Source organism: Candidatus Brachybacter algidus, assembly GCF_016707225.1.
Lineage (GTDB): Bacteria > Bacteroidota > Bacteroidia > Chitinophagales > Saprospiraceae > Parvibacillus > Parvibacillus algidus.
This window is the reverse complement of record NZ_JADJID010000006.1, coordinates 16,499-36,226: the sequence shown is the minus strand read 5'-3', so window position 1 is coordinate 36,226 and position 19,728 is coordinate 16,499. Positions and strand designations below refer to the sequence as shown.

17 protein-coding genes are annotated in these 19,728 nt (G+C 40.4%); 6 read left to right on the top strand and 11 right to left on the bottom strand.

Annotation, left to right across the window (positions count from 1 at the left end; translation table 11 throughout):
* Positions 1 to 19: 19 nt before the first annotated feature.
* The 4 genes from IPI15_RS16605 to IPI15_RS16590 all read right to left on the bottom strand — a co-directional run bounded on the left by IPI15_RS16605 (position 20) and on the right by IPI15_RS16590 (position 3,300).
* Positions 20 to 442 carry a hypothetical protein gene (locus IPI15_RS16605; protein WP_287421357.1) on the bottom strand — a complete coding sequence of 141 codons (423 nt, stop codon included), beginning with the start codon at positions 440 to 442 and terminating at the stop codon, positions 20 to 22.
* Positions 439 to 729: a hypothetical protein gene (locus IPI15_RS16600; RefSeq protein WP_287421355.1), complete on the bottom strand. Its 291-nt coding sequence runs from the start codon at positions 727 to 729 to the stop codon at positions 439 to 441. The genes IPI15_RS16605 and IPI15_RS16600 overlap by 4 nt, the downstream gene beginning before the upstream one ends.
* A 23-nt stretch (positions 730 to 752) precedes the next feature.
* The gene (gene lptB, locus IPI15_RS16595) at positions 753 to 1,523 is read right to left on the bottom strand and encodes an LPS export ABC transporter ATP-binding protein (protein ID WP_287404865.1); all 771 of its coding nucleotides are present in this window, start codon (positions 1,521 to 1,523) and stop codon (positions 753 to 755) included.
* 163 nt (positions 1,524 to 1,686) lie between these two features.
* Positions 1,687 to 3,300: an Ig-like domain-containing protein gene (locus tag IPI15_RS16590; protein ID WP_287421353.1), complete on the bottom strand. Its 1,614-nt coding sequence runs from the start codon at positions 3,298 to 3,300 to the stop codon at positions 1,687 to 1,689.
* A gap of 150 nt (positions 3,301 to 3,450) precedes the next feature.
* Between IPI15_RS16590 and IPI15_RS16585 the strand changes: the two genes are divergently transcribed.
* The 3 genes from IPI15_RS16585 (at position 3,451) to IPI15_RS16575 (ending at position 6,600) form a co-directional block, all read left to right on the top strand.
* A complete protein-coding gene (locus IPI15_RS16585; RefSeq protein WP_287404861.1) occupies positions 3,451 to 4,338 on the top strand; it encodes an OmpA family protein in 888 nt (295 codons plus the stop codon).
* A 24-nt stretch (positions 4,339 to 4,362) separates the two neighbouring features.
* Positions 4,363 to 5,085, top strand: a complete 723-nt coding sequence (locus tag IPI15_RS16580; protein ID WP_287404859.1) for a helix-hairpin-helix domain-containing protein — start codon at positions 4,363 to 4,365, stop codon at positions 5,083 to 5,085.
* 234 nt (positions 5,086 to 5,319) lie between these two features.
* Complete coding sequence (locus tag IPI15_RS16575; RefSeq protein WP_287421351.1) at positions 5,320 to 6,600, top strand: amidohydrolase family protein; 1,281 nt, start codon at positions 5,320 to 5,322, stop codon at positions 6,598 to 6,600.
* 305 nt (positions 6,601 to 6,905) lie between these two features.
* On the opposite strand, the gene IPI15_RS16570 is transcribed toward IPI15_RS16575, so the two are convergent.
* The 6 genes from IPI15_RS16570 to IPI15_RS16545 form a co-directional block, all read right to left on the bottom strand.
* A complete protein-coding gene (locus tag IPI15_RS16570) occupies positions 6,906 to 7,841 on the bottom strand; it encodes an alpha/beta fold hydrolase (protein WP_287421349.1) in 936 nt (311 codons plus the stop codon).
* An 11-nt stretch (positions 7,842 to 7,852) separates the two neighbouring features.
* Complete coding sequence (locus IPI15_RS16565) at positions 7,853 to 9,424, bottom strand: hypothetical protein (RefSeq protein ID WP_287421347.1); 1,572 nt, start codon at positions 9,422 to 9,424, stop codon at positions 7,853 to 7,855.
* A gap of 93 nt (positions 9,425 to 9,517) precedes the next feature.
* Positions 9,518 to 10,066 (bottom strand): hypothetical protein, encoded by a 549-nt coding sequence (locus IPI15_RS16560; protein ID WP_287404851.1) that lies wholly within the window; start codon positions 10,064 to 10,066, stop codon positions 9,518 to 9,520.
* 31 nt (positions 10,067 to 10,097) lie between these two features.
* The gene (locus tag IPI15_RS16555) at positions 10,098 to 11,588 is read right to left on the bottom strand and encodes a class I adenylate-forming enzyme family protein (protein WP_287421345.1); all 1,491 of its coding nucleotides are present in this window, start codon (positions 11,586 to 11,588) and stop codon (positions 10,098 to 10,100) included.
* Positions 11,589 to 11,604: 16 nt separating this feature from the next.
* Positions 11,605 to 12,603 (bottom strand): 3-oxoacyl-ACP synthase III family protein, encoded by a 999-nt coding sequence (locus tag IPI15_RS16550; RefSeq protein WP_287421343.1) that lies wholly within the window; start codon positions 12,601 to 12,603, stop codon positions 11,605 to 11,607.
* Entirely contained in the window at positions 12,596 to 14,104 is a 1,509-nt protein-coding gene (locus IPI15_RS16545; RefSeq protein WP_287421341.1) for a sodium:solute symporter family transporter, read from the bottom strand. Before IPI15_RS16545 ends, IPI15_RS16550 begins: the two co-directional genes overlap by 8 nt.
* A 252-nt stretch (positions 14,105 to 14,356) precedes the next feature.
* Here IPI15_RS16545 and fabG point away from each other — a divergent pair, with 252 nt between their 5' ends.
* The 3 genes from fabG (at position 14,357) to IPI15_RS16530 (ending at position 18,340) form a co-directional block, all read left to right on the top strand.
* Positions 14,357 to 15,100, top strand: a complete 744-nt coding sequence (gene fabG, locus IPI15_RS16540) for a 3-oxoacyl-ACP reductase FabG (protein ID WP_287421339.1) — start codon at positions 14,357 to 14,359, stop codon at positions 15,098 to 15,100.
* 3 nt (positions 15,101 to 15,103) lie between these two features.
* Positions 15,104 to 16,486, top strand: coding sequence for a tetratricopeptide repeat protein (locus IPI15_RS16535; protein WP_287421337.1), 1,383 nt, complete (start codon positions 15,104 to 15,106; stop codon positions 16,484 to 16,486).
* Positions 16,487 to 16,651: 165 nt separating this feature from the next.
* Positions 16,652 to 18,340, top strand: coding sequence for an RluA family pseudouridine synthase (locus IPI15_RS16530; RefSeq protein WP_287421335.1), 1,689 nt, complete (start codon positions 16,652 to 16,654; stop codon positions 18,338 to 18,340).
* Between the two features lie 18 nt (positions 18,341 to 18,358).
* Here the strand turns inward: IPI15_RS16530 and IPI15_RS16525 are convergent, their stop codons facing one another.
* Positions 18,359 to 19,507, bottom strand: a complete 1,149-nt coding sequence (locus IPI15_RS16525; RefSeq protein ID WP_287421334.1) for a galactokinase — start codon at positions 19,505 to 19,507, stop codon at positions 18,359 to 18,361.
* Positions 19,508 to 19,728 lie beyond the last annotated feature (221 nt).

The window sequence follows — 19,728 nt, the reverse complement described above, 5'->3', positions numbered from 1 at the left end:
GGAAATGCGTAAGCCTTTTCTATTTAATTTTAATGCTGTCCCTTAATTTTAGGGAATCTAGTGCAAAGGTATCCTTTTTTTGGAAGGGACTCACAAAATCACGTCTTTTTAAAAAGGGTTTGATAGGAATATTTTCAATATTGGAAGAAAAGGACTCCGCAAAGGGTCTATCGGGACGTTCGGGCCTGGTCAAAGTGTCGGCACCAATGAAGAGCGCTTGCTCTAATAAAGCAGAATCTACCATTGCAGCAGCTCGGTCCAGAGCAATGGATCTGCATTCATCTATTTTTCTTTTTTTATATAAAATTTTTCGCGCTTCAATTTCTTCTAAAGCCGCTTTGGATAAAGGTATTAGCTTAACAGGGTCTGCTGCTGATGACCATAATGTAAAGCTTAACAAACCGACCAAGCAAATCAAAACTGTAGATATTATTGCCTTCATTTTTGCTTCTTTTCTGCTCTTTTCAATGCTTCTACCGCCTTCGGAAAGTTGTTTTCTTTGGGTGGAATTCCAGGACCTTTGATTGAAGAAATATCTTTTACCCTAAGCCTTAATAAACTGTCATATGAAGACCTGAAAAGCTGTTCAGAAATCTTTTCACAGTCTATTTTTACGATGGAGTCTATTTTTCTATATTCTCTGTACATAATCGTGTCAATGGTGTATTTCTCACCAGGAAGAAATTTACCCTCATTTTTAGAACAAGAGGATAAAAAAAATACCGCCAAAATTAAGTAAGAAAAAATCTTCATTAAATACCCTCCCTCATTTCTTTTTTAACATCCAGATCGATGACTTTTTTACGTAATTCAAAACTTTGGCCTAAATAAACTTTTCTTACTTGTTCATCCGCTGCCAACTCTTCGGCTGTCCCGGCCTTCAAGATATTTCCTTCAAACATCAGATAAGACCTGTCAGTGATTGAAAGTGTCTCCTGCACATTATGGTCTGTGATAAGGATGCCAATATTTTTGGTTCTTAATTTGGCCACGATATATTGAATATCTTCCACTGCTATTGGATCGATACCGGCAAATGGTTCATCCAGTAATATAAACTTTGGATTGGTGGCCAATGCACGGGCTATCTCGCATCGACGACGTTCACCTCCGCTCAGCGTATCTCCATTACTACTTCTTACTTTGTTTAATCCAAACTCATCCAAAAGTGATTCAAGTTTGTCCCTTTGTTCGGTTTTACTGAGGGGCATCATCTCGAGAACCGCCTTGATATTGTCTTCTACAGTAAGCTTCCTGAATACCGAAGCTTCTTGTGGCAAATATCCAATTCCTTTTTGAGCCCTTTTGTACATGGGTAAATGTGTTATTTCTTCTTCCTCCAGATACACTTTTCCTGCATTGGGCTTGATAAAACCTACTATCATATAAAAAGAAGTTGTTTTACCTGCACCGTTAGGTCCGAGTAAGCCAACGATCTCTCCCTGTTCTACTTCTACAGAAACACCCTTTACTACCTGGCGTTTGCCGTACATTTTCATTAAGTCTCGCGCTATTAGTTTCATGTATGAAGGTTAGAAAGTGAGGGGGTTATGGGGTGAGAATGTGAGAATGAGAAGATGTGAGAAGGTGAGGAGGGTCCACCCCCTTGGCCCCCTCCAAAGGGGGATATTCGTAAAATATGTAATTTTTCCCATAAAATAATAATTAATAATTAACACCTAACAATTATTTCTGAAACTCGCTCATGTTTATTACAACATCAAGACTCCAGTTTTGTCGCAATTGTTCCAATTTTTTAGTGTAAATATTTTCTGGAAGCTCTTTTTTCTCAAAACTTCCCTTGTCTATTTTGCCATTTTTATTTCTATCTTCCAGAATATTGATTTGATACGTATCTGCAGGAAGTCCGTTAATTTCAGTTTTAAAGGTGGTCTGACCTTTTACGATCCATTTTTGTAAAAGCTCATTGCCCTTAGCCAGTTGTATGCTATAATTATAGTTTGCATCAAGGCTATCAATCATTAATGATATTGAGCCAAGGGTAGCCGGATCTGTTATTTTGAAATTAACGTTCATTGAATCATTCGTATTGCCAACATAATCTAGGATAGCATTCGGCGCAAAAATCATTGTGTAAGAAGTATCACTGATCCATTTTGAGGATACATTAATGAATCTGGCATTGGCACTGTCTGCACTTATATTAAATGGAACGGGTGTTTTACTTCCTGTTTTTATTAACTGAATGAGATCGCTGTCCAAATTTTTAACTCTCGTATTGAATCGGATCACCACATCTTTATCTGGTGTAAAAGGAAGTGGTTTTATGTCTGGCTGTTCTTCTGCAATTCTAAATTTACGATTACCTATTTTCTTTGAGAGTTGATGTTGAATTGTATCAGCTTTGAAGCCAGGTCTGGCAACGATAAAGGCTGCTTTGCGCAAAGTATCCCCATAATAAATATCTATACTTTTACTGTTGATTTCTATTACTGTCCCGTCATTTTTATCAAGTGGTTCTACAGTGACTCCAGCCGAAGCTGGCTCCATTATTAGTCTGATTCTTTGATTGGAAGAACTATCAATGCTTGTGATCCTGACAGCAGGTTCTTTTGCAAAAATACTGATGGCTAAAGGTTCGCCCGAATAAGGCAAGGTTATAGGTTCTCTGACAAAACCTGCCTTTTCATTGGTAAGGTCGTATTTATAGTTTAAGTTTTCATCTTTTAAAGCAACCACCTGATATGTACCTGCCTTTAGATATTTAAGTGTGACATCACCACTTTTATCAGTTCTTGCGGCATAGTCAGGTTTACTTTTGTACACTGCTGAATCAGAAAGATCTGAGTACAACATCAATACTGTTTTTTCGGCAGGTTTAGCTTCATCCGCATTGTAAACTTTCGCTGAAAGTTGCAATGAATCGACAACGGATGAGGTACTAAATACAAATTGAAAGTCAGGCACTATATTTCCTTCCGTATAATCCTTCACCGATTCACCAAAATTTATGACATAGGTAGTATTTTCCTTTAAGACCTCGCTATCATCGAATTTGAATAAAACGGTTTTGTCTTTTATTGAGATTTTAGGCCGGAACTCAAGAGGCGGGGAGATAAGTACTTGTTGGTCTGCTTTGTCCAACAGGATGAATTCGTCGAACTCAAATTCCAGTGGTTGTTTTTTAAAATTTGTTTGAAAATTGGGAGTGCTGCGCTCTTTAGAAAGTCGGGGAGGCGTCGCATCCTTATCTCCGCCAGTAAGTACTCCAGGATGAGCGCATGCTGACAATAATGCCAATGCAAACAAACAAAAGTAAAAAGCAAGAGATCTTCTCATAGTTGTAAATAACGCGCAAAGATAGCTTTTTATGAAGGAGGCAATAAAATTTGTTGAATTTTCTCTTTGAATTGCTTATATTTACTTGACTTACATCAAATCCTTTTTTCTACCCAGGATGTAATTTTTTAATTTTTAAATTTATAAACTATGCGATTAACAAAACCATTTTTCTGGTTACTGACATTTCTATGGTTTTTCGTTGGTCTTTGGTGGTATCATTGTTCTGATTGTTCAGGATGTTGTACCGACAAAGTATCAGAAATTCCAACTGGAGTAACGCCGAATCTGCCATCCCTTTCTATTAGCGATGGTAGTTGGAACTTTAATCCACCTGGCAATATTAAGTTTGGTAAATCAAATTTTTTACCTGTGTTTGACAATGGTGTAAAATATGTCATGGATAGTCTGGCACTTTATTCAAAACTTAATCCGGGGAAATCATTTAAAATAACCGGACGATATAGCTCGGAAGAACAAAATACTACCACATTTCCGAATCTGGGCGTGGCAAGAGCTGAAGAACTTAAAAAACAATTAGTAGCAAGAGGCCTTTCTCCAAATGTTATTACTACAGATGGTGTATTGGCGGACGATCTTACTTTTTATCCTGCAGATACTCTGGTTGGTGGTGTAAGTTTCGATATTTCCGGAGATCAGGTAATTGCAGAAACAATTGACAAACCCGCAGTAGATGATTTGCTGGGGCCTAGAACAGTCTATTTTAATACCGGGAAGGTTTCGCTGAAAGTTGATGACAGTCTTGAAAAATACCTCAGAAATGCAAAGAGCTATTTAGCTTCACACACAGATGTGAATCTGGTAGTAACAGGACATACAGACAATGTAGGTAACCCTGAAAATAACCGCAAATTATCCTTAGACAGGGCAAATTTTGTCAGTTCAGAATTGATCAAAAATGGAATTGACAAGAACAGAATTTCTACTGAAGGAAAAGGTGACACAGAGCCAATATCTGACAATGCCACTCAGGAAGGACGCGCTGATAACAGACGTGTGATAATCCAAATCAAATAAATATAAACTATAAAAACTCGGAAAATGAAAATATTAATTTTATTAGATTTAAACCTTAGTTGTCTGCTGCCAATGCTGCTATTTATGTTGGGTGCCTTCCTGTTGGGATGGTTGCTTAAACATCTCTTTGGGCGTGAAAAAAGAGAATTGGCGGAGTTACATATCACACATGATGAACTGAATAGTAAACACAACGCGTATGTTAGTGATTCAACTACAAAATATAATTCATTGGATGGTCGATATTCATCTCTTCAGTCAGACTATAATATCGCAGCAGAAAATGGCGAGAAACTTAAGAAGGCCGAATTAGAGATTGGACAGTTAAAAGCGTCCCTTGATATTGCCGCCAAAAAACCTGCGAACGAAAAAATTGTTGAAGTTCCGGCTATGGGATTAGCTGCTGAAACGATAGCTACATCTACCACAGAAGGTGATAATTACACAAGATTCTATAAAGCAATCAGTGCATTTTTTGGTGCAAAAATTGTAAAAGACGATTTAAAATTAGTAGAAGGAATCGGTCCTGTTATAGAAAAGGTGTTTAATGATGCAGGGTACAATACCTGGGCATCAGTAGCCGGAGCGGATGCCGCCACTTTAAAAAGCATCCTTGACGGGGCAGGAGACCAGTTTGCAATGCACGATCCGGGCACTTGGCCTAAACAATGTCAACTAATGGTAGATGACAAATGGTCTGAATTAAAAAAATATCAGGATGAATTAGATGGTGGAAAAATGAATTAATAATCTAAAAATAACATTTGATTTAATGAGGAGAGGTCCATTTGGCTTCTCCTTTTTTTAATGCCCGCCTTATTAACCTTCACAATAAGATTACAATTTTACTTTTTAATAATGAACAGGGCTGTCTTTCATTTTCGGATACATTACTTCATATAATCAATTAAAATACGGCCCATGACTTTTTTTACTTTTAAAATTTCTTAGCTTTACTCAATTGTTCAAAAAACATTTGTAATGCGTATTTTTTTATTATTATTCATTTCCTTCATTTGGTTCAGCAATGCTGTTGGCCAAACAGGACCAAAGTCATTTACCTCGCAGTCAATCCTCTTCACGAGTGCCACCATTCATACAGGTGATGGAAAAGTGATCGAGAATGGCATATTGGCTGTAAAGGACAAAAAAATTGCATTTGTCGGGAAGTCTTCGGATCTACCCGGCGAAATGACCAACTGGACAAAAGTGGATGCAAAAGGCAAACAAATCTATCCGGGCTTGATCGCCATGAACACTCAACTAGGCTTAACAGAAATTGAAGCTGTAGAAGCTACAAATGACTTTAGTGAAGTAGGATCCTATACACCCAATGTTCGTGCCTTAATTGCTTACAATACTGACTCGAAGGTGATCCCAACAGTTAGGTCTAATGGTATTCTTATGGCCGAAACAACGCCTCAGGGTGGTATTATATCGGGTCGTTCAGCATTGGTGCAACTAGATGCCTGGAATTGGGAAGATGCAGTCATTCAGGATGATGCAGGCATTCATATCAATTGGCCAAGTATCGGTGGTAGATGGCGCCAAAATACAAATGACAAGGAAGCAAAGGAAAGATATAAAAAACAAATGGATGAAATGGCTTCCTATTTTAACCAGGCTATGACTTACGGAGGGACGAAAGATCCTGAAAAAAACCTGATGCTGGAAGCTTTATATAATTGTATCAAGGGAAATACAAGATTTTTCATTCATGTAGATAACGCAAGTAATATCCAGGATGCAGTATTTTTTATCAAAAAATTTAGCTTAAAAGGCGTGCTCGTCGGTGCTTCAGGCGCTGCATCAGTATTAGATCTTTTAGCCAAAGAGAAAATTCCTGTCGTACTTGTCAACACCCAAAGACTTCCCACGACTGAAGATGCTCCTGTGGATGAAGGGTTCGATCTTCCTTCCAAACTTCAGGATGCCGGTATCTTATATGCCATTTCGGTGGAAGGTTTCTGGCAAACCCGCAATCTTGGTTTTCAGGCTGGCCAGGCAGTTCCTTTTGGCATCAGCAAAGAACAGGCATTGGAGTCAGTAACTTTGAATCCGGCTAAAATTCTTGGTGTCGATGATAGAGTTGGGTCTCTGGCTGCAGGAAAGGATGCTACCTTCATTATTACTAAAGGCGACATTATGGATATGCGTCAAGCATTGGTTGAGTCAGCTTATATTCAGGGTAGAATGGTTGATCTGGACAATAAGCAGAAGGAGTTAAATGAGCGATATATGGCCAAATACAATCAAAGGTAAGTGGTGGAGAAAATGGGTAATGAGTAATCAGTAATCAGTAATCAGTAATCAGTAATCAGTAATAGCTAGTTGATGTAACACCTTATGGTTGCCGAATCACGCAATTATATTTCTAGCACTAAATTTTAATCAAAGATTAATATCCCTCTGACACCTCTCTTTAGTTCCGGGATAAATTAAAATTGAATAAAGCCATTCTCATTTGACGATCTATACTTCTATATCTCCCCAATATACTTCCCCTCTATGAAATCACTTTCAAATTTAGAAAACAAATAAATTAATAAACCTTTGTCTGCCTCACTTTATTTCAAGAATTCTCGGATCAACTTATTCACCTCATCCGCCTTTTCCCATTGTACAAAGTGTCCGGCTTTGGGAATCATGACTAATTTCCCATTGGGAAATTGTGCTATCCCCTTCTCTGCAAAATCTTTGGTACGTCCGCCATTCAGGTAGCGGTTCGGAATCAGGTTATCATTCTCACCATAGATGGCCAATACAGGTTGCTTGATCTGAGGCATGAAATCAAAGATCGGCTGATCAACCATCCCCTTTACATTCTTGGTAATCATGTAGCAGTATGGAATAAAATCATCCGCCGATCGTATTGCAATGCGGTCATTGACCATAAAGTCCGCATCCTTCGGCATATTGTAAAAATTGTACGCATAGTTATTACGGATCTGCTCCACTGTGGTGAGGCGCACACCATCCACTGTCATTACATCGCGAAACCATTGCCGCTGACCTTTATTGAAAACTTCAAAGCCGGCAGGTGCGAGTAAGATCAACTTATCCACCAGTTCGGGATATTGCAATGCCATGGTCATGGCGATCTGTCCTCCCATGGAGTGACCTGCTACGACGATGTGCCGGATCCCTTTTTTCTCAAGAAATTCTTTCAGCACTCCTGCATAAAAGGTCATAGACCCTTCATAATTGCCCTTCGATGAGTGGCCATAACCCGGCAAGTCCACTGCGATACAATCATAATGATCAGAGAGCGTCGCCACGTTCTTGTTCCATGCAGGCAAATAACTGCCGAGTCCATGGATAAATAAAAGCGGAGTTCCACTACCCTTCTGAGTATAAGCTATCTCTATGTCATCTGATAGCGACATTCGCTGCACTTCTGTACCGTATTTGAGTTGATCCATGGAGGTTACCTTGGGAAGTTTAGTGGTTTTACAGGCGGATATTAAGAGCGCAATGATTGCGACGGATATTAATCTGTTCATGTGTTAGCTTATTAAAAAATTAACCATTTAAAGCAAGTAAAAGCTGTCCAGGGATTGACCGGACGGCTCGACTTATTGCCATTTACTGAAGGGCTATCGTAGAAATTGCCGAGTGCAAGATAAGCACCATGAGCTTCGATACTCATGAATGGCCCCAGGTCATAACTCAATTTGGCATTACCCTCATACCCAATAATATTTCCGCCTTTGGCAGGTGTGATGTTTGACAAACCAAAAGCACCACCCACTTTAGCGTGCAGTTTGTTTGGAATGAGGTCTTTGGATACATTGATGGTGCCACCAGTGATACCATATCCCACATTAGACAGGTCCGTAACTGCAGCCATGAAACGATTGACTACATTGCCGTGCGGAAATAGAAGATAGGCACCATGACCTATAAAGATTCCTCCGGGGCTCCCCCAGGTATTGCCGGTCATGACACCGGTATATTTGCCATCCGAGATGCCGTCTTTATTGCCTGAGGTATAAACTACATCCGCCGTGATAGCATCTCCTGTAGTCTGTCCATACCGATATCCACTGCGAATATTCGCAGCTATTCCATTGATGGAAACTGTTTTTTTATAGTTTGTTTCACCTACTGCTTTTTGAGTAATTGAGCCGAGATTCGCATTTACAAATCCTGTGGTGAACCATCTGTCGAGCATCATATCTTCATTTCGACCGAAGAAGCCTCCGAGCCAGACCACGTCGCAGTGAAATGGATCCGGTGAGAGTGGAAAACGATAGGTACCGTTATAGGTGGCTAACTGGCTTGCCGGACCTTGTCCAAGTATACTGATTCCTCCCTTTCCATTGGATCGATCGCGCACATAATATGCAGAAGCACCTGCATTCCATTTCGGAGAAAGGTTGTACTGCCCTGAAAGCTCCATCAATGTGACATCATCATTGAGCTCTACATTATTTTCATATAGTTTATAATAACCGCCTTTGATCTTGTACAGATCTGCATCCTTACGCACTGACACTCCGACTCCGTCTGTACCCCAATAGGCCAGTCTGTATGCTGTCGTAGTAAATTTATCAAAGAGAGTCCGGTAAGGATCATTTGGTGTGTCAAACATCCGCTGAAGGCCGGCATTGATCGCCCAGCCATTGCCCGGTCTATATTCGACCTCAAGGTTCTGGGTCTGAAGGTTAACCTGATCAGCAGATATAGCTGAACCCGCATTGCCACCGACACCATAATTTACATCGCCCCAGGTCCAGTCGATTTCGAATGAGGCTCGAATTATTGCTTTGCCATCAAATATTTTTGGTGTATACACGAAGAAAGGAATGGCGCGCTGCTCTGCATACATAGAAGTTAGTGAATCTGAGGTTTGTGTTGTATTGCCGCCGAAGAGCCGCCCTACAATCTGTCCCTTTAGAAAATCACTTTCAGGGTAGTAATTCTGCGCCACGAATTGTTGGTACGCGTAGATATATACCTGTAGGTCTTTATTGGCCTTGGCCGGGGTTGTTTTGTCGAATGGGGTATTGTTTATCCCCACATTCTGCCCAAAGGTCTTCAATGTCAGGCAAAAAACAGTAAAAATCAAGACTAAACGTGTCATAGTGAGTCACAAATTAGTTAAAGTGATAATTTCGAAAATAAAATAAATAAAAGGCCGGCCACCATAGTTTCCGACCTTTTATTATTACTTGTATTACTTAGCAGTGTAATTCTGAACGTTAGCCTGACCGAAGGCACCACCTGAAGTAGAACCCAATCCACCGACTGCTGTAGGAGGTGTTACACCTGCAATAGGTGGAGTAGTCTGTGCTACTTCATATTTCATTGACTTGCGATCTGCTGATACTTCAAAAATACCTTCTGAAGTTAAAGTAGAAGGAGAAGTTTGATTTACTGTAATTGTCCAGATATTACCAACACCTGAAGCAGTTTGTACATAAGTACCTACAAGATCTGTAGCTAGTCCATCTTTGTAAGATTTTACCAAATAGGTACTGTTGGTCTTAAATTCTGCAACAATTGAATCAGCAAAAGAAGTCAGAATAGGAGCCACCGGATAAGATTTCCATTTGCCCTGAAGTCCTACGATACATGCTTGGCATGCGCCACCGCAGTCGATATCGGTCTCATCCTGGTTTTTGATACCATCGCTGCAAGTACCATTGTTTTCATCTTTTCCACAAGAAGTCAACATCAATGTTGCTGAAATCATCAGCATTCCAAATAACTTAAAAAATTTCATCTGATTAATAATTTTAGATTTATAATAAATATTATGAATAAAGTTTTTTCAATTTAGCCCTGTCCAGTTTGCCCGCATCATTCTTGGGCAACTCTTCCAATGACATAAAATATTTAGGTATTTTAAACTTTGCCAACTGAGTGGCAATATTGTCCCTTATCCTTTCATCTGACGGAATATTTGCTCCAGGTTTCCAGACAATGATGGCCTTTCCGACTTCGCCCCATTTCTCATCCTTGACCCCAATGACCACACTTTCGGAAACATCTTCTATTGTATTAATTACTCTTTCTATCTCTGCCGGATAAACATTTTCGCCACCGCTGATGTACATATTTTTAAGCCGGTCTACCACAAAGATGTAACCTTCGTCATCTCTGCGCACCAGATCTCCGCTTTTAAACCATTGACCATCAGGAGAAAATGCCATTTCTGTCAATTCCTTATTATTCCAATATGCCGGCATCACCATCGGTCCTTTGAGCCATAATTCTCCGGTTTCATCTATATTAGCATCCGTGCCATCTTCTTTGACGACCCGAATATCTACATAGAAATTTGGCCAACCTATCGAGCCTTTTTTACGTATCGCATCTTGCTCTGGTAGTGAAGTCAGATTGGGGCCCACTTCGGTCATTCCATAACCCTGACGAATGGCTACTCCTAGCACATCATACTGTTCGATCAGCGGTATGGGCATCGGCTCTCCACCCACGATGATGTAGAGCAATGTGTCAAAATTTGCATGAGTAAAATTCTCTTGCTGCGCCATCATATGGAGCATTGTAGGCACGCCCATAAAGACAGTTACTGACTCACTGCTCATCAATTCATTGACCAGATAAGGGTCGAATTTTTTCACCATACAAACATAGCCGCCATGATGAAGAATGGGAGCCAATAGCACGTTCCATCCACCCGTATGAAAAGGCGGCATCACGTTGACAGTATGTGTATTGGAGTTGATGACGAGCGACATAGCCGTATTGATACTGTTCCAAAAGGTCATTTTATGGGTATACAGCACTCCTTTTGGCAGTCCGGAAGAACCGGAAGTATATAAAATCAGCAGGGCATCATCTTCCACTACATCTCCGTTAAAGGCCGGAATCAGTTCATCAAAATTCCAATGATTTCTGATGTCCGTCAGCGGCTTGATCTTTTCCTTATATATTAAAAGATGGCTAAATTTATCTTCATATAAAATGCATCCGGGCTGAGCTTCCCCCAAAATATATTCCAACTCAGTCGCAGACAGCCGGTAGTTTAATGGTACCAGCACTATTCCTGATTTCTGTGCAGCCGCATATAAAGCTATGTATTCCAGGCAAAATTCTGCCAACACTGCGATCCGATCGCCTTTCTTGTATCCTAGTGACTCAAACCATAGCGCCAGGTGGTTTCCAGAGTTATTCAGTTGCCTGTAGTTCAATACCTCACCCGTCTGCTGATCCTTGATCGCAGGCTTCTCGGGACGATATATCGCCCACTTTGTAAACCAGTCTAATCTATATTGCGACATGATAATTAATTGAATATTACATTCTAAACAATGCGGCTCCAAAGGCCAACCCTCCGCCTGAACCCATGAATACTGCCAACTCACCACTTTTTATCTCCTGCTTACTATATCGTGAATCGAATGCCATGGGTATGGCTGCCGAACCCGTATATCCATATTCGTGCATCACAGTTGCTGCCCGCTCTCGCGGCACCTCTAGTGCATCCAGCGTCTGCCAGATGGTATTGATATTGATCTGTGTAAAAAAGAAATGGCTTACGTCTATCACGTTGATACCCTCTCTATCACACAATGTTCTGATCATTTGTTCCCAACGTGCAGGATTTATTTCAGTAGGTATTTTCTTTACAAATTGCAGTTTTTCACCACCTGCCTCCAATACCTCACGAGTCACCGGCTGCGCACTGCCACCGGCATATATACCCATCCAACTATTATATTCGCCTAGAGCAGCCAACTGACTTTGGAGCAATCCTCTACCGTCTGTTTCCGCCTTTAATATGACAGCGGCTGCACCATCTGCAAAAAGGGTGGCGGTCTTCTTATCTTTTACATCGAGGTAACGGCTCATGGCATATGCACCTACCACCATTACATTGTGATACTGGCTGTCGGCCTGAATGTATTTACTGGCTGTATCCAGTGCGGCGACAAATCCGGAACAGGCGGCATTCAGGTCGAAAGTGCCCGCGTTGACCAACTTTAATCGATCCTGAATGACCGATGCGGTAGCGGGAGAAACGTATTCAGGAGTATCTGTAGCTATGATGAGGAGATCGATCTCCTCAGCTTTTATATTACCACGTTCCATAGCCTGTAGGCAGGCAGTTTCTATGAGATCCGCCATAGATTCACCATCACTAAGCCACCTTCTATTATAGATCTGTACATTATTTCTCAGCCAGGTATCCACATCCTCTCCGAGTAACTCATTAAAGTAACTGTTAGGTACGATCCGGTCAGGTACTGCCATTCCGGAAGCAATTATAGCTCCATTGCGCTTAAACTCAAGCATTTATTATCTTTTGACTATTGATATTGGTTTTATTTCGGGTAAAGAGGTACATAATCCCTGCAGCCAATATTGCGGCTAATATAGCATACGTGCCAGCCACAGCCGGATTGCGTATTACTCCGGTAGTATAAAAGCTCAGTTGTCCATAGTACGTAGAGAAATATACCACTACTGCTATTATAGTAGATGTAATAGGTACTGATTTATGAATATTTTTGGTGAAAATACCCAATAGTACAGGCATGAAGGCTGCTGAGAAGAAGGCATATACACCATTTTGACCAAGAATTGCCACACTTAGATTTGGGCTTACCAATTGACGATAGCTGACAGTTATTGCAATAACTGCGAGTAGCGTAATTACTCCGCGATTGATCAATTTTTTACGATCCTCAGATATCTCTGATTTAAAGGAGGGAAGTATGATATCATTAGTAACAGTAGTACTGACCGACTGGACCAAACCTTCGAGCGTAGATAATCCTGCAGACAACAAACCAAATATTACCAATAAGCCGACACCTGTATCGAATCGCTCGAGCACATAAGCAGACATAATGCCATCCATGGGCAATTTCTTACCTGCAAGTGTGAGATCAGGCATGTCCAATCGGGCAAATAAGCCTACAAACAAAACCATGAAAAACAACATTTCCACTACGATCGCAATCGCCAGGTATTTGTTGATATCTTTCGATGAACGTAACATTAGAGATCGGGTGATGATATGCGGTTGACAAACTATTGCTAGACCTATAATAAAATTACAAAAAATCACTTCAAAGAAATCACGGAATATCGGACTGGTAGGATTGAATGTTTTAGAAAGCATTGGATCTATTTGGTTCAGCTTTCCCCAAAAAGCACTTAAGCCACCATCAAAATGACCTGTTCCAGAGAAAATAAGGATCAGTGCGACTACACCCATCACAATGGCCTGAAAGGCATTGGTATAAGCCATAGAATTAGCACCGCCAAACATAGTATATCCAAATACGAAGACCACCAATCCTATCAATACATATAGTTCACTTGCTTGCAACGCTGGGGCTATGACCTTCACCATTCCCACACATATTAACACTATAAATGTGATCAAGAGCAGAGAAAGCACCGCCATTAATCTGCCGTAAGCGGGACTATTGTATCTTTTATTCACCCACTGAGCCAAACTAATCGCCTTGAAGGCTGATCCGTGCTTCTGAAAACTTCTGCTCAATATAATCAAGGAAATCATCAAGCCCAAAGGCACCATTACAGACATGGCTATGAAGGCACTAAGTCCAAACATAGCCACAAATCCAGGATTGATGATAAAGGTAGCGGCACTGGTAATATTGGCGGCTAGTGACAAACCAACTACAAGTGGTGAAAATCCGTTACCGATAGCGAAATCAGTCATAGAGCGGGTGCGAAGTGCCCCTCGCACTACAAAAAATATCATCACCGCCGCATAAGCGATGAGCAAAATCCTGGTCGCAATTACTATATCTATATTCACCTTTTTCTAAATGTCGAGTGAAATTAGATAAGATTTGTCTGAAAAAAAATGATAAATTTATGTTAAATATCTATGACAATTAGCATAAACAATTCTTAATAACCTGTATATCATATAATTATATTGATTTAATTAGCTTAAGACAATTCATTTATTTTACTAAATTTATATCAAAATAAATACAAAGAGATACGGCGCGTGATATTACATTTGTTTGGCTAAGCACATTTTTTAAAAATAAATATTTTGTAAATGGAATTATTACTAGATAAAATAGCAATTGTAACGGGTGGGGCTAATGGTATAGGAAAGGCTACCGTAAGAAAATTTGTGGCAGAGGGCGCGAAAGTCGCTATTTGGGATCTAAATGATTCCGCCGGCAATGAACTACAAGCTGAATTGGCTGCTGGGGGTGCAGAAGTTATATATCAGCATGTGAATACCACCCGGCCGGAAGAGATAGCAATAGCGGTAGCCGATGTCAAGTCAAAGTTTGGCAATATCGATATTCTCATTAATAATGCCGGAATCACGCGTGATGCGACCCTACTCAAGATGACCGACGAACAGTGGCAGACAGTAATCGACGTCAACCTCACCGGCGTATTTAATTGTATCAAAGGTGTTGCTCCAGTCATGGTGGAGGGTGGAAGTGGATGTATTGTCAATGCCTCCTCAGTGGTGGGCCTCTATGGCAATTTTGGCCAGGCTAATTACTCAGCCACCAAAGGCGGTTTGATCGCTATGACAAAGACTCTTAGCAAGGAACTCGGCAAAAAGGGAGTTCGTGTAAATGCTGTAGCCCCGGGTTTCATTCTAACGGATATGGTGAGTGCGATGCCACCTGAGGTGCTTGAAAAAATGGCCGCAAAGGTGCCACTCAGCCGCCTAGGCAAGCCTGACGATATCGCCAATGTCTATGTGTTCCTATGTTCGGATATGGCCGCCTACATCAATGGTGCCACGATTTCAGTAGATGGAGGTATCACTCTTTAAGTTATGACTACCCGACTCAATAAGTTCATTCTTTTTGCCAATTCGTTGTTTCCGCATGAGACCGCTTATCTGATGAATATTCAGCGATTTGAGGATGAGGAAAAATTAAATATTCTTAAGTTATTGCACAGTAATGCCACTCATGCAGCACCTGAAGTCAAGTTTGATGAGAGCCTCGACCGTCGGAAATACTCCTATATGATGACTTGGTGCCAAGATCAATTAGCACGCATCGATGTGGACAATATTTTCAGCAAGTTGTGTGATTATGACCGGATGATCATGACCGACAATATTGACTTAAAGATCGAACGCAATATTTTAAAATTATTTCGCCAGGCGGGCACTGACTATTATAGTTTCTTGAAATTGTATGATATCGGTAGATCTTATCGACATTTTCTTCAGATCAGAATGCGGCACCATGCTTTTCAAGTAGTAGATCAATTTCTCAGAAAACACCGCACCAGCTATGAATATGCTCGCATGGTGAATGACAAGATGCATACGGTGACTGAAGATATTATCGAGCAGTACAAGTCAAAGCATGGTGATACCATGGTGTATGAACAATGGCTCGATTCTGTCTATAAAGACGAAGGGCTCGATGGATACAATCGGGTGTTGGCATGGATCAGGATTCTATTCATCGCACACAATTATCGCATGATTGACCGCCTGTCTGAGAAATTCGATTACTTCGAGACAATGATCAACAACTCTAAGTTTTATTCGAGGCGCATTCTGGCTAATTTCTACAGTCAAAAATTGCTCTATTTCGCCAGTCAAAACAAACTTGACAAGGCAATTGAATTTGGCTATCTTTCAATACGTGAAAGGAACAATGATTATTTATATTACATCAATAATTTAGCGGCCGTGTTGTTACGCGCCGGAAGACACGAAGAGGCGCTCCGTATACTGCTGCTCGCTACCGAGGACACGCGCCGCGACAGCAATTATCACAATAAGATCAGTCACGCCGCTTACCTGATCATGTCCAGGATAGAGAATAAGCTATATAAGCAGGCAGAAAGCAGTGGGGATGTATTCTTTAATGCGTATAAGGCAGAAATATTTGAACACCGCTGGCATCTATTCATGACTTATTATCTCAGATCAATCTTACTATTAAAAAATTACAAGAAAATCATTCGTATTGTTCGTCAAACCCGACTTATGGAGCGGGATCGAACTTACATGGATAGCCCGAACTATACCACTGTGATCCCTTGGATATACAATGTTGCAAACTACCACGACGGCCTCATTACACAAGAAGAATTTGACACTCACACACGAGAATTACTATTACATCCACTGACCGGTGAAGCATTTCCTGAAGCAGTTGTTTCCAGCCTAAAGAAAATGGGAAGCTCAATCTAAATAGAATAATCGTCCTCCTTTTAAATTTAATGTAAATACTGTCAATCTCACCGTTATTCGACAATTCCTTCAAAATGTCACTACCTTCAAGTTCTGATTGACCCATTTTAACCCACAAACCCCTCCCCTCACTTTCTCACCTTCTTTACCTACCTTCGCCCCTCCATGCAACAGCAAGATCCAAATTCCAAATTCTTAACTTTCCAACAGGAGATCTCTCAAATCGTGCTGCCCTCACAGTTCAACTATCCATTTTATTACGAACCTCATCCACTTTGCATCATCGCGGCTGATGAATTGAAAGAATATTTACTAAATCAGACTGATTTTGAGCACAATTTTGGTTTAGATTCTAAGACTAATGGCCTGGTTATTGGTAAGATGTTTGGAGTAATGGTAGTTCAGAATCAGGAAGGCAAAATTGGTTATCTGGCAGCTTTCTCAGGAAAAATGGCGGGAAGAAATAATCACCAATACTTTGTTCCACCTGTCTTTGATATGAGGGCAGAAGGCAGTTTTTTTCTGACAGGGGAAATAGAAATTCATCAATTTACGCTGGAAATTGAACGTATAGAAGTGACTCCGGAATTTATTGAAGCTAAAAACAAACTTGCGGAGTTGCAGGAAACATTGAAAACAGGGGTAAGTGATCGCAAGGCCACAATTCAATTAAATAAAATAAATAGAAAATTAATTCGACATGAAAATGCCCAAATTAGACCCGAAGAAATAGAAAATCTCGAAGCTGAACTCTCTCAACTGAGCAAAGACGAACAAATTGAATTAAAGAAATTCACAGCTTATCACAAAAGAGCCATTGAAATTGCCCGTTCAGAATTTAAAGTCTTTGAAGATCAAATCTTTCAACTAAAAGATACGCGTGCCAAAGGTTCAGCTGCTTTACAACAAAGATTATTTGAAAATTACGCATTTCTGAATGGTCATGGAAGCAAAAAAAGCCTACTAGATATTTTCGTTAAAGACTTACGCACTCAACCACCCGCAGGTGCAGGAGAATGTAGTGCTCCGAAATTATTACAATACGCCTTCCTCCATAATTTAAAACCTATTGCCATCGCAGAGTTTTGGTGGGGACAAGCACCTCCTGCTGAAGTCCGCATGCATGGCCATTTTTACCCGGCTTGCCGCAGCAAATGTTTACCCATCCTCACTCACATGTTAGATGGACTTGATGTCGAAACCAATCCTTTGCTCAGTCAGGCAGGCAGTGAGGAACAGGTAAAAGTGATCTACGAAGATGAATACATCGCTATCGTCAATAAAGCGGCGGAATTTTTATCTGTTCCCGGCATCGTATTGACAGACTCTGTAAAAACCAGAATGAAGGCAAGATATCCTGATGCCACAGGACCATTACTAGTACATCGACTAGATATGTCCACTTCAGGCATCCTGTTAATCGCTAAAACAGAAGAAGCACATAAATTTCTCCAACGCCAATTCATCAACCGTACAATTCATAAACGTTATTTGGCCGTACTCGAAGGCATTGTAGAAAAAGATGAAGGAGAGATTATTTTACCAATGCGCGTTGATCTTGATGACCGCCCAAGACAATTGATTTGCTATGAACATGGTAAATACGCAAAAACAACATACAAAGTCCTCGACAGAAAAGACAACAAAACACGTATACATTTCTTTCCGCATACCGGTCGCACACATCAGTTGCGACTTCATGCCGCTCACACTCTTGGACTCAATGCGCCTATCGTAGGGGATGATATATATGGCGAAAAATCAGACAGGTTACACCTGCATGCTGAATGGATCAGTTTTGTGCATCCGGGGACTGGGGAGCGGATGGAAGTGGAGGTGGAAGCAGCCTTTTAGAAAAAAGGTACTATTATTTTAAATCAATTTCGTACCGTCTTCAACGCTTACTATATAAGTCGTCGATTCCTTGCCACTGCTTAATTTGTATCCGTTCTCAACCTCGTAAATGACAGATTCTAGATTTTCTTGACGAACCAGATTTATAGTGCAACCACCAAAACCACCGCCGACTAACCTTGCTCCAATGACACCTGGTTGCTCCATGGCAATCTTCACAAGGAGGTCCAATTCCGGACAACTTACTTCATAGTCTTCACTTAATCCCAAGTGAGTTTCGTGCATCAGTTTACCACATTTATCTAAGTTATTATGATTTAATGCTTTGCAAAGTTGAAGCAATCTTATATTTTCTGACACGACGTATTGGCAACGTCTGTATATCAATTCATCTTGTGGCCTTATATATTTTTCAACCATCTCTGTTTCTACATCTCTTAACGAGTTGATTTGTGGATGATATTTTCTGATCATTTCAACACCTTCATTACATTGATTTCGACGGATGTTGTATTCAGAATCTACAAGCGCATGCTTGACATTGGAATTAAAAAGCACCAAAACAAAGTCCTGATTTTGAAAAGGAATATATTCATACTCGAGTGAACGGCAATCCAGTTTAATTAAATGATCTTTTTTGCCAAACATACTTGCGAATTGATCCATGATGCCACATTTCACACCGGCATATTCATGTTCTGCCATCTGCGCCATTTGGACCATTTCCATTTTTTCCAAACCGAAATGGAATAGTTCGTTGAGTGCAAATATAGTCGCACATTCTACGGCAGCTGAAGAGGAAAGCCCGGCACCTATTGGAATATCACCTGTGAGCAAAATTTCAAAACCCCCGACGACATAATCCTTTTTAATTAATTGCGCTACGACACCAAGAATGTAATCAGCCCAATCACCCAGCGGCTTCATTTCCGGAATTTTTACCTCTTTCTTTTCTTCAAATGCTTCAGCATACATGACAATTAAATCGTCGTCCCTTTTTCGAATACCTACAATCACTTTTTTGTCGATCGCCGCAGGAAGCACAAAGCCATTATTATAGTCTGTATGTTCACCTATGATATTTATTCTCCCCGGAGATTGAACACACAGGTCGGCTTCATTATTGAAAACCTGTTGGAAAAGTAATTGTATTTGTTGCTTATTCATTTCTTAAAAGAATGGTGCTTTCAAATGTAGGAAAATGTATGATACCAGTGTTGGAAAGTAATTTATTTATTGAAATTAGATTGATAAATTTAGCTCTAAAACTTACCGCTGAATCCTCTCAGATACTAAGTATCATTCGTGCATTAGTGGCAAAAATAAATTATCAACATTCCACAACTCTACCTCATAACTAAAACTGTGAGATGAAAACGATATCCCCT

Coding starts and splice junctions, on each gene's coding strand:
- IPI15_RS16605 (WP_287421357.1), bottom strand. CDS start 442: ATGAAGGCAATAATATCTACAGTTTTGATTTGCTTGGTCGGTTTGTTA.
- lptB (WP_287404865.1), bottom strand. CDS start 1,523: ATGAAACTAATAGCGCGAGACTTAATGAAAATGTACGGCAAACGCCAG.
- IPI15_RS16590 (WP_287421353.1), bottom strand. CDS start 3,300: ATGAGAAGATCTCTTGCTTTTTACTTTTGTTTGTTTGCATTGGCATTA.
- IPI15_RS16585 (WP_287404861.1), top strand. CDS start 3,451: ATGCGATTAACAAAACCATTTTTCTGGTTACTGACATTTCTATGGTTT.
- IPI15_RS16580 (WP_287404859.1), top strand. CDS start 4,363: ATGAAAATATTAATTTTATTAGATTTAAACCTTAGTTGTCTGCTGCCA.
- IPI15_RS16575 (WP_287421351.1), top strand. CDS start 5,320: ATGCGTATTTTTTTATTATTATTCATTTCCTTCATTTGGTTCAGCAAT.
- IPI15_RS16570 (WP_287421349.1), bottom strand. CDS start 7,841: ATGAACAGATTAATATCCGTCGCAATCATTGCGCTCTTAATATCCGCC.
- IPI15_RS16565 (WP_287421347.1), bottom strand. CDS start 9,424: ATGACACGTTTAGTCTTGATTTTTACTGTTTTTTGCCTGACATTGAAG.
- IPI15_RS16560 (WP_287404851.1), bottom strand. CDS start 10,066: ATGAAATTTTTTAAGTTATTTGGAATGCTGATGATTTCAGCAACATTG.
- IPI15_RS16555 (WP_287421345.1), bottom strand. CDS start 11,588: ATGTCGCAATATAGATTAGACTGGTTTACAAAGTGGGCGATATATCGT.
- IPI15_RS16550 (WP_287421343.1), bottom strand. CDS start 12,603: ATGCTTGAGTTTAAGCGCAATGGAGCTATAATTGCTTCCGGAATGGCA.
- fabG (WP_287421339.1), top strand. CDS start 14,357: ATGGAATTATTACTAGATAAAATAGCAATTGTAACGGGTGGGGCTAAT.
- IPI15_RS16535 (WP_287421337.1), top strand. CDS start 15,104: ATGACTACCCGACTCAATAAGTTCATTCTTTTTGCCAATTCGTTGTTT.
- IPI15_RS16530 (WP_287421335.1), top strand. CDS start 16,652: ATGCAACAGCAAGATCCAAATTCCAAATTCTTAACTTTCCAACAGGAG.
- IPI15_RS16525 (WP_287421334.1), bottom strand. CDS start 19,507: ATGAATAAGCAACAAATACAATTACTTTTCCAACAGGTTTTCAATAAT.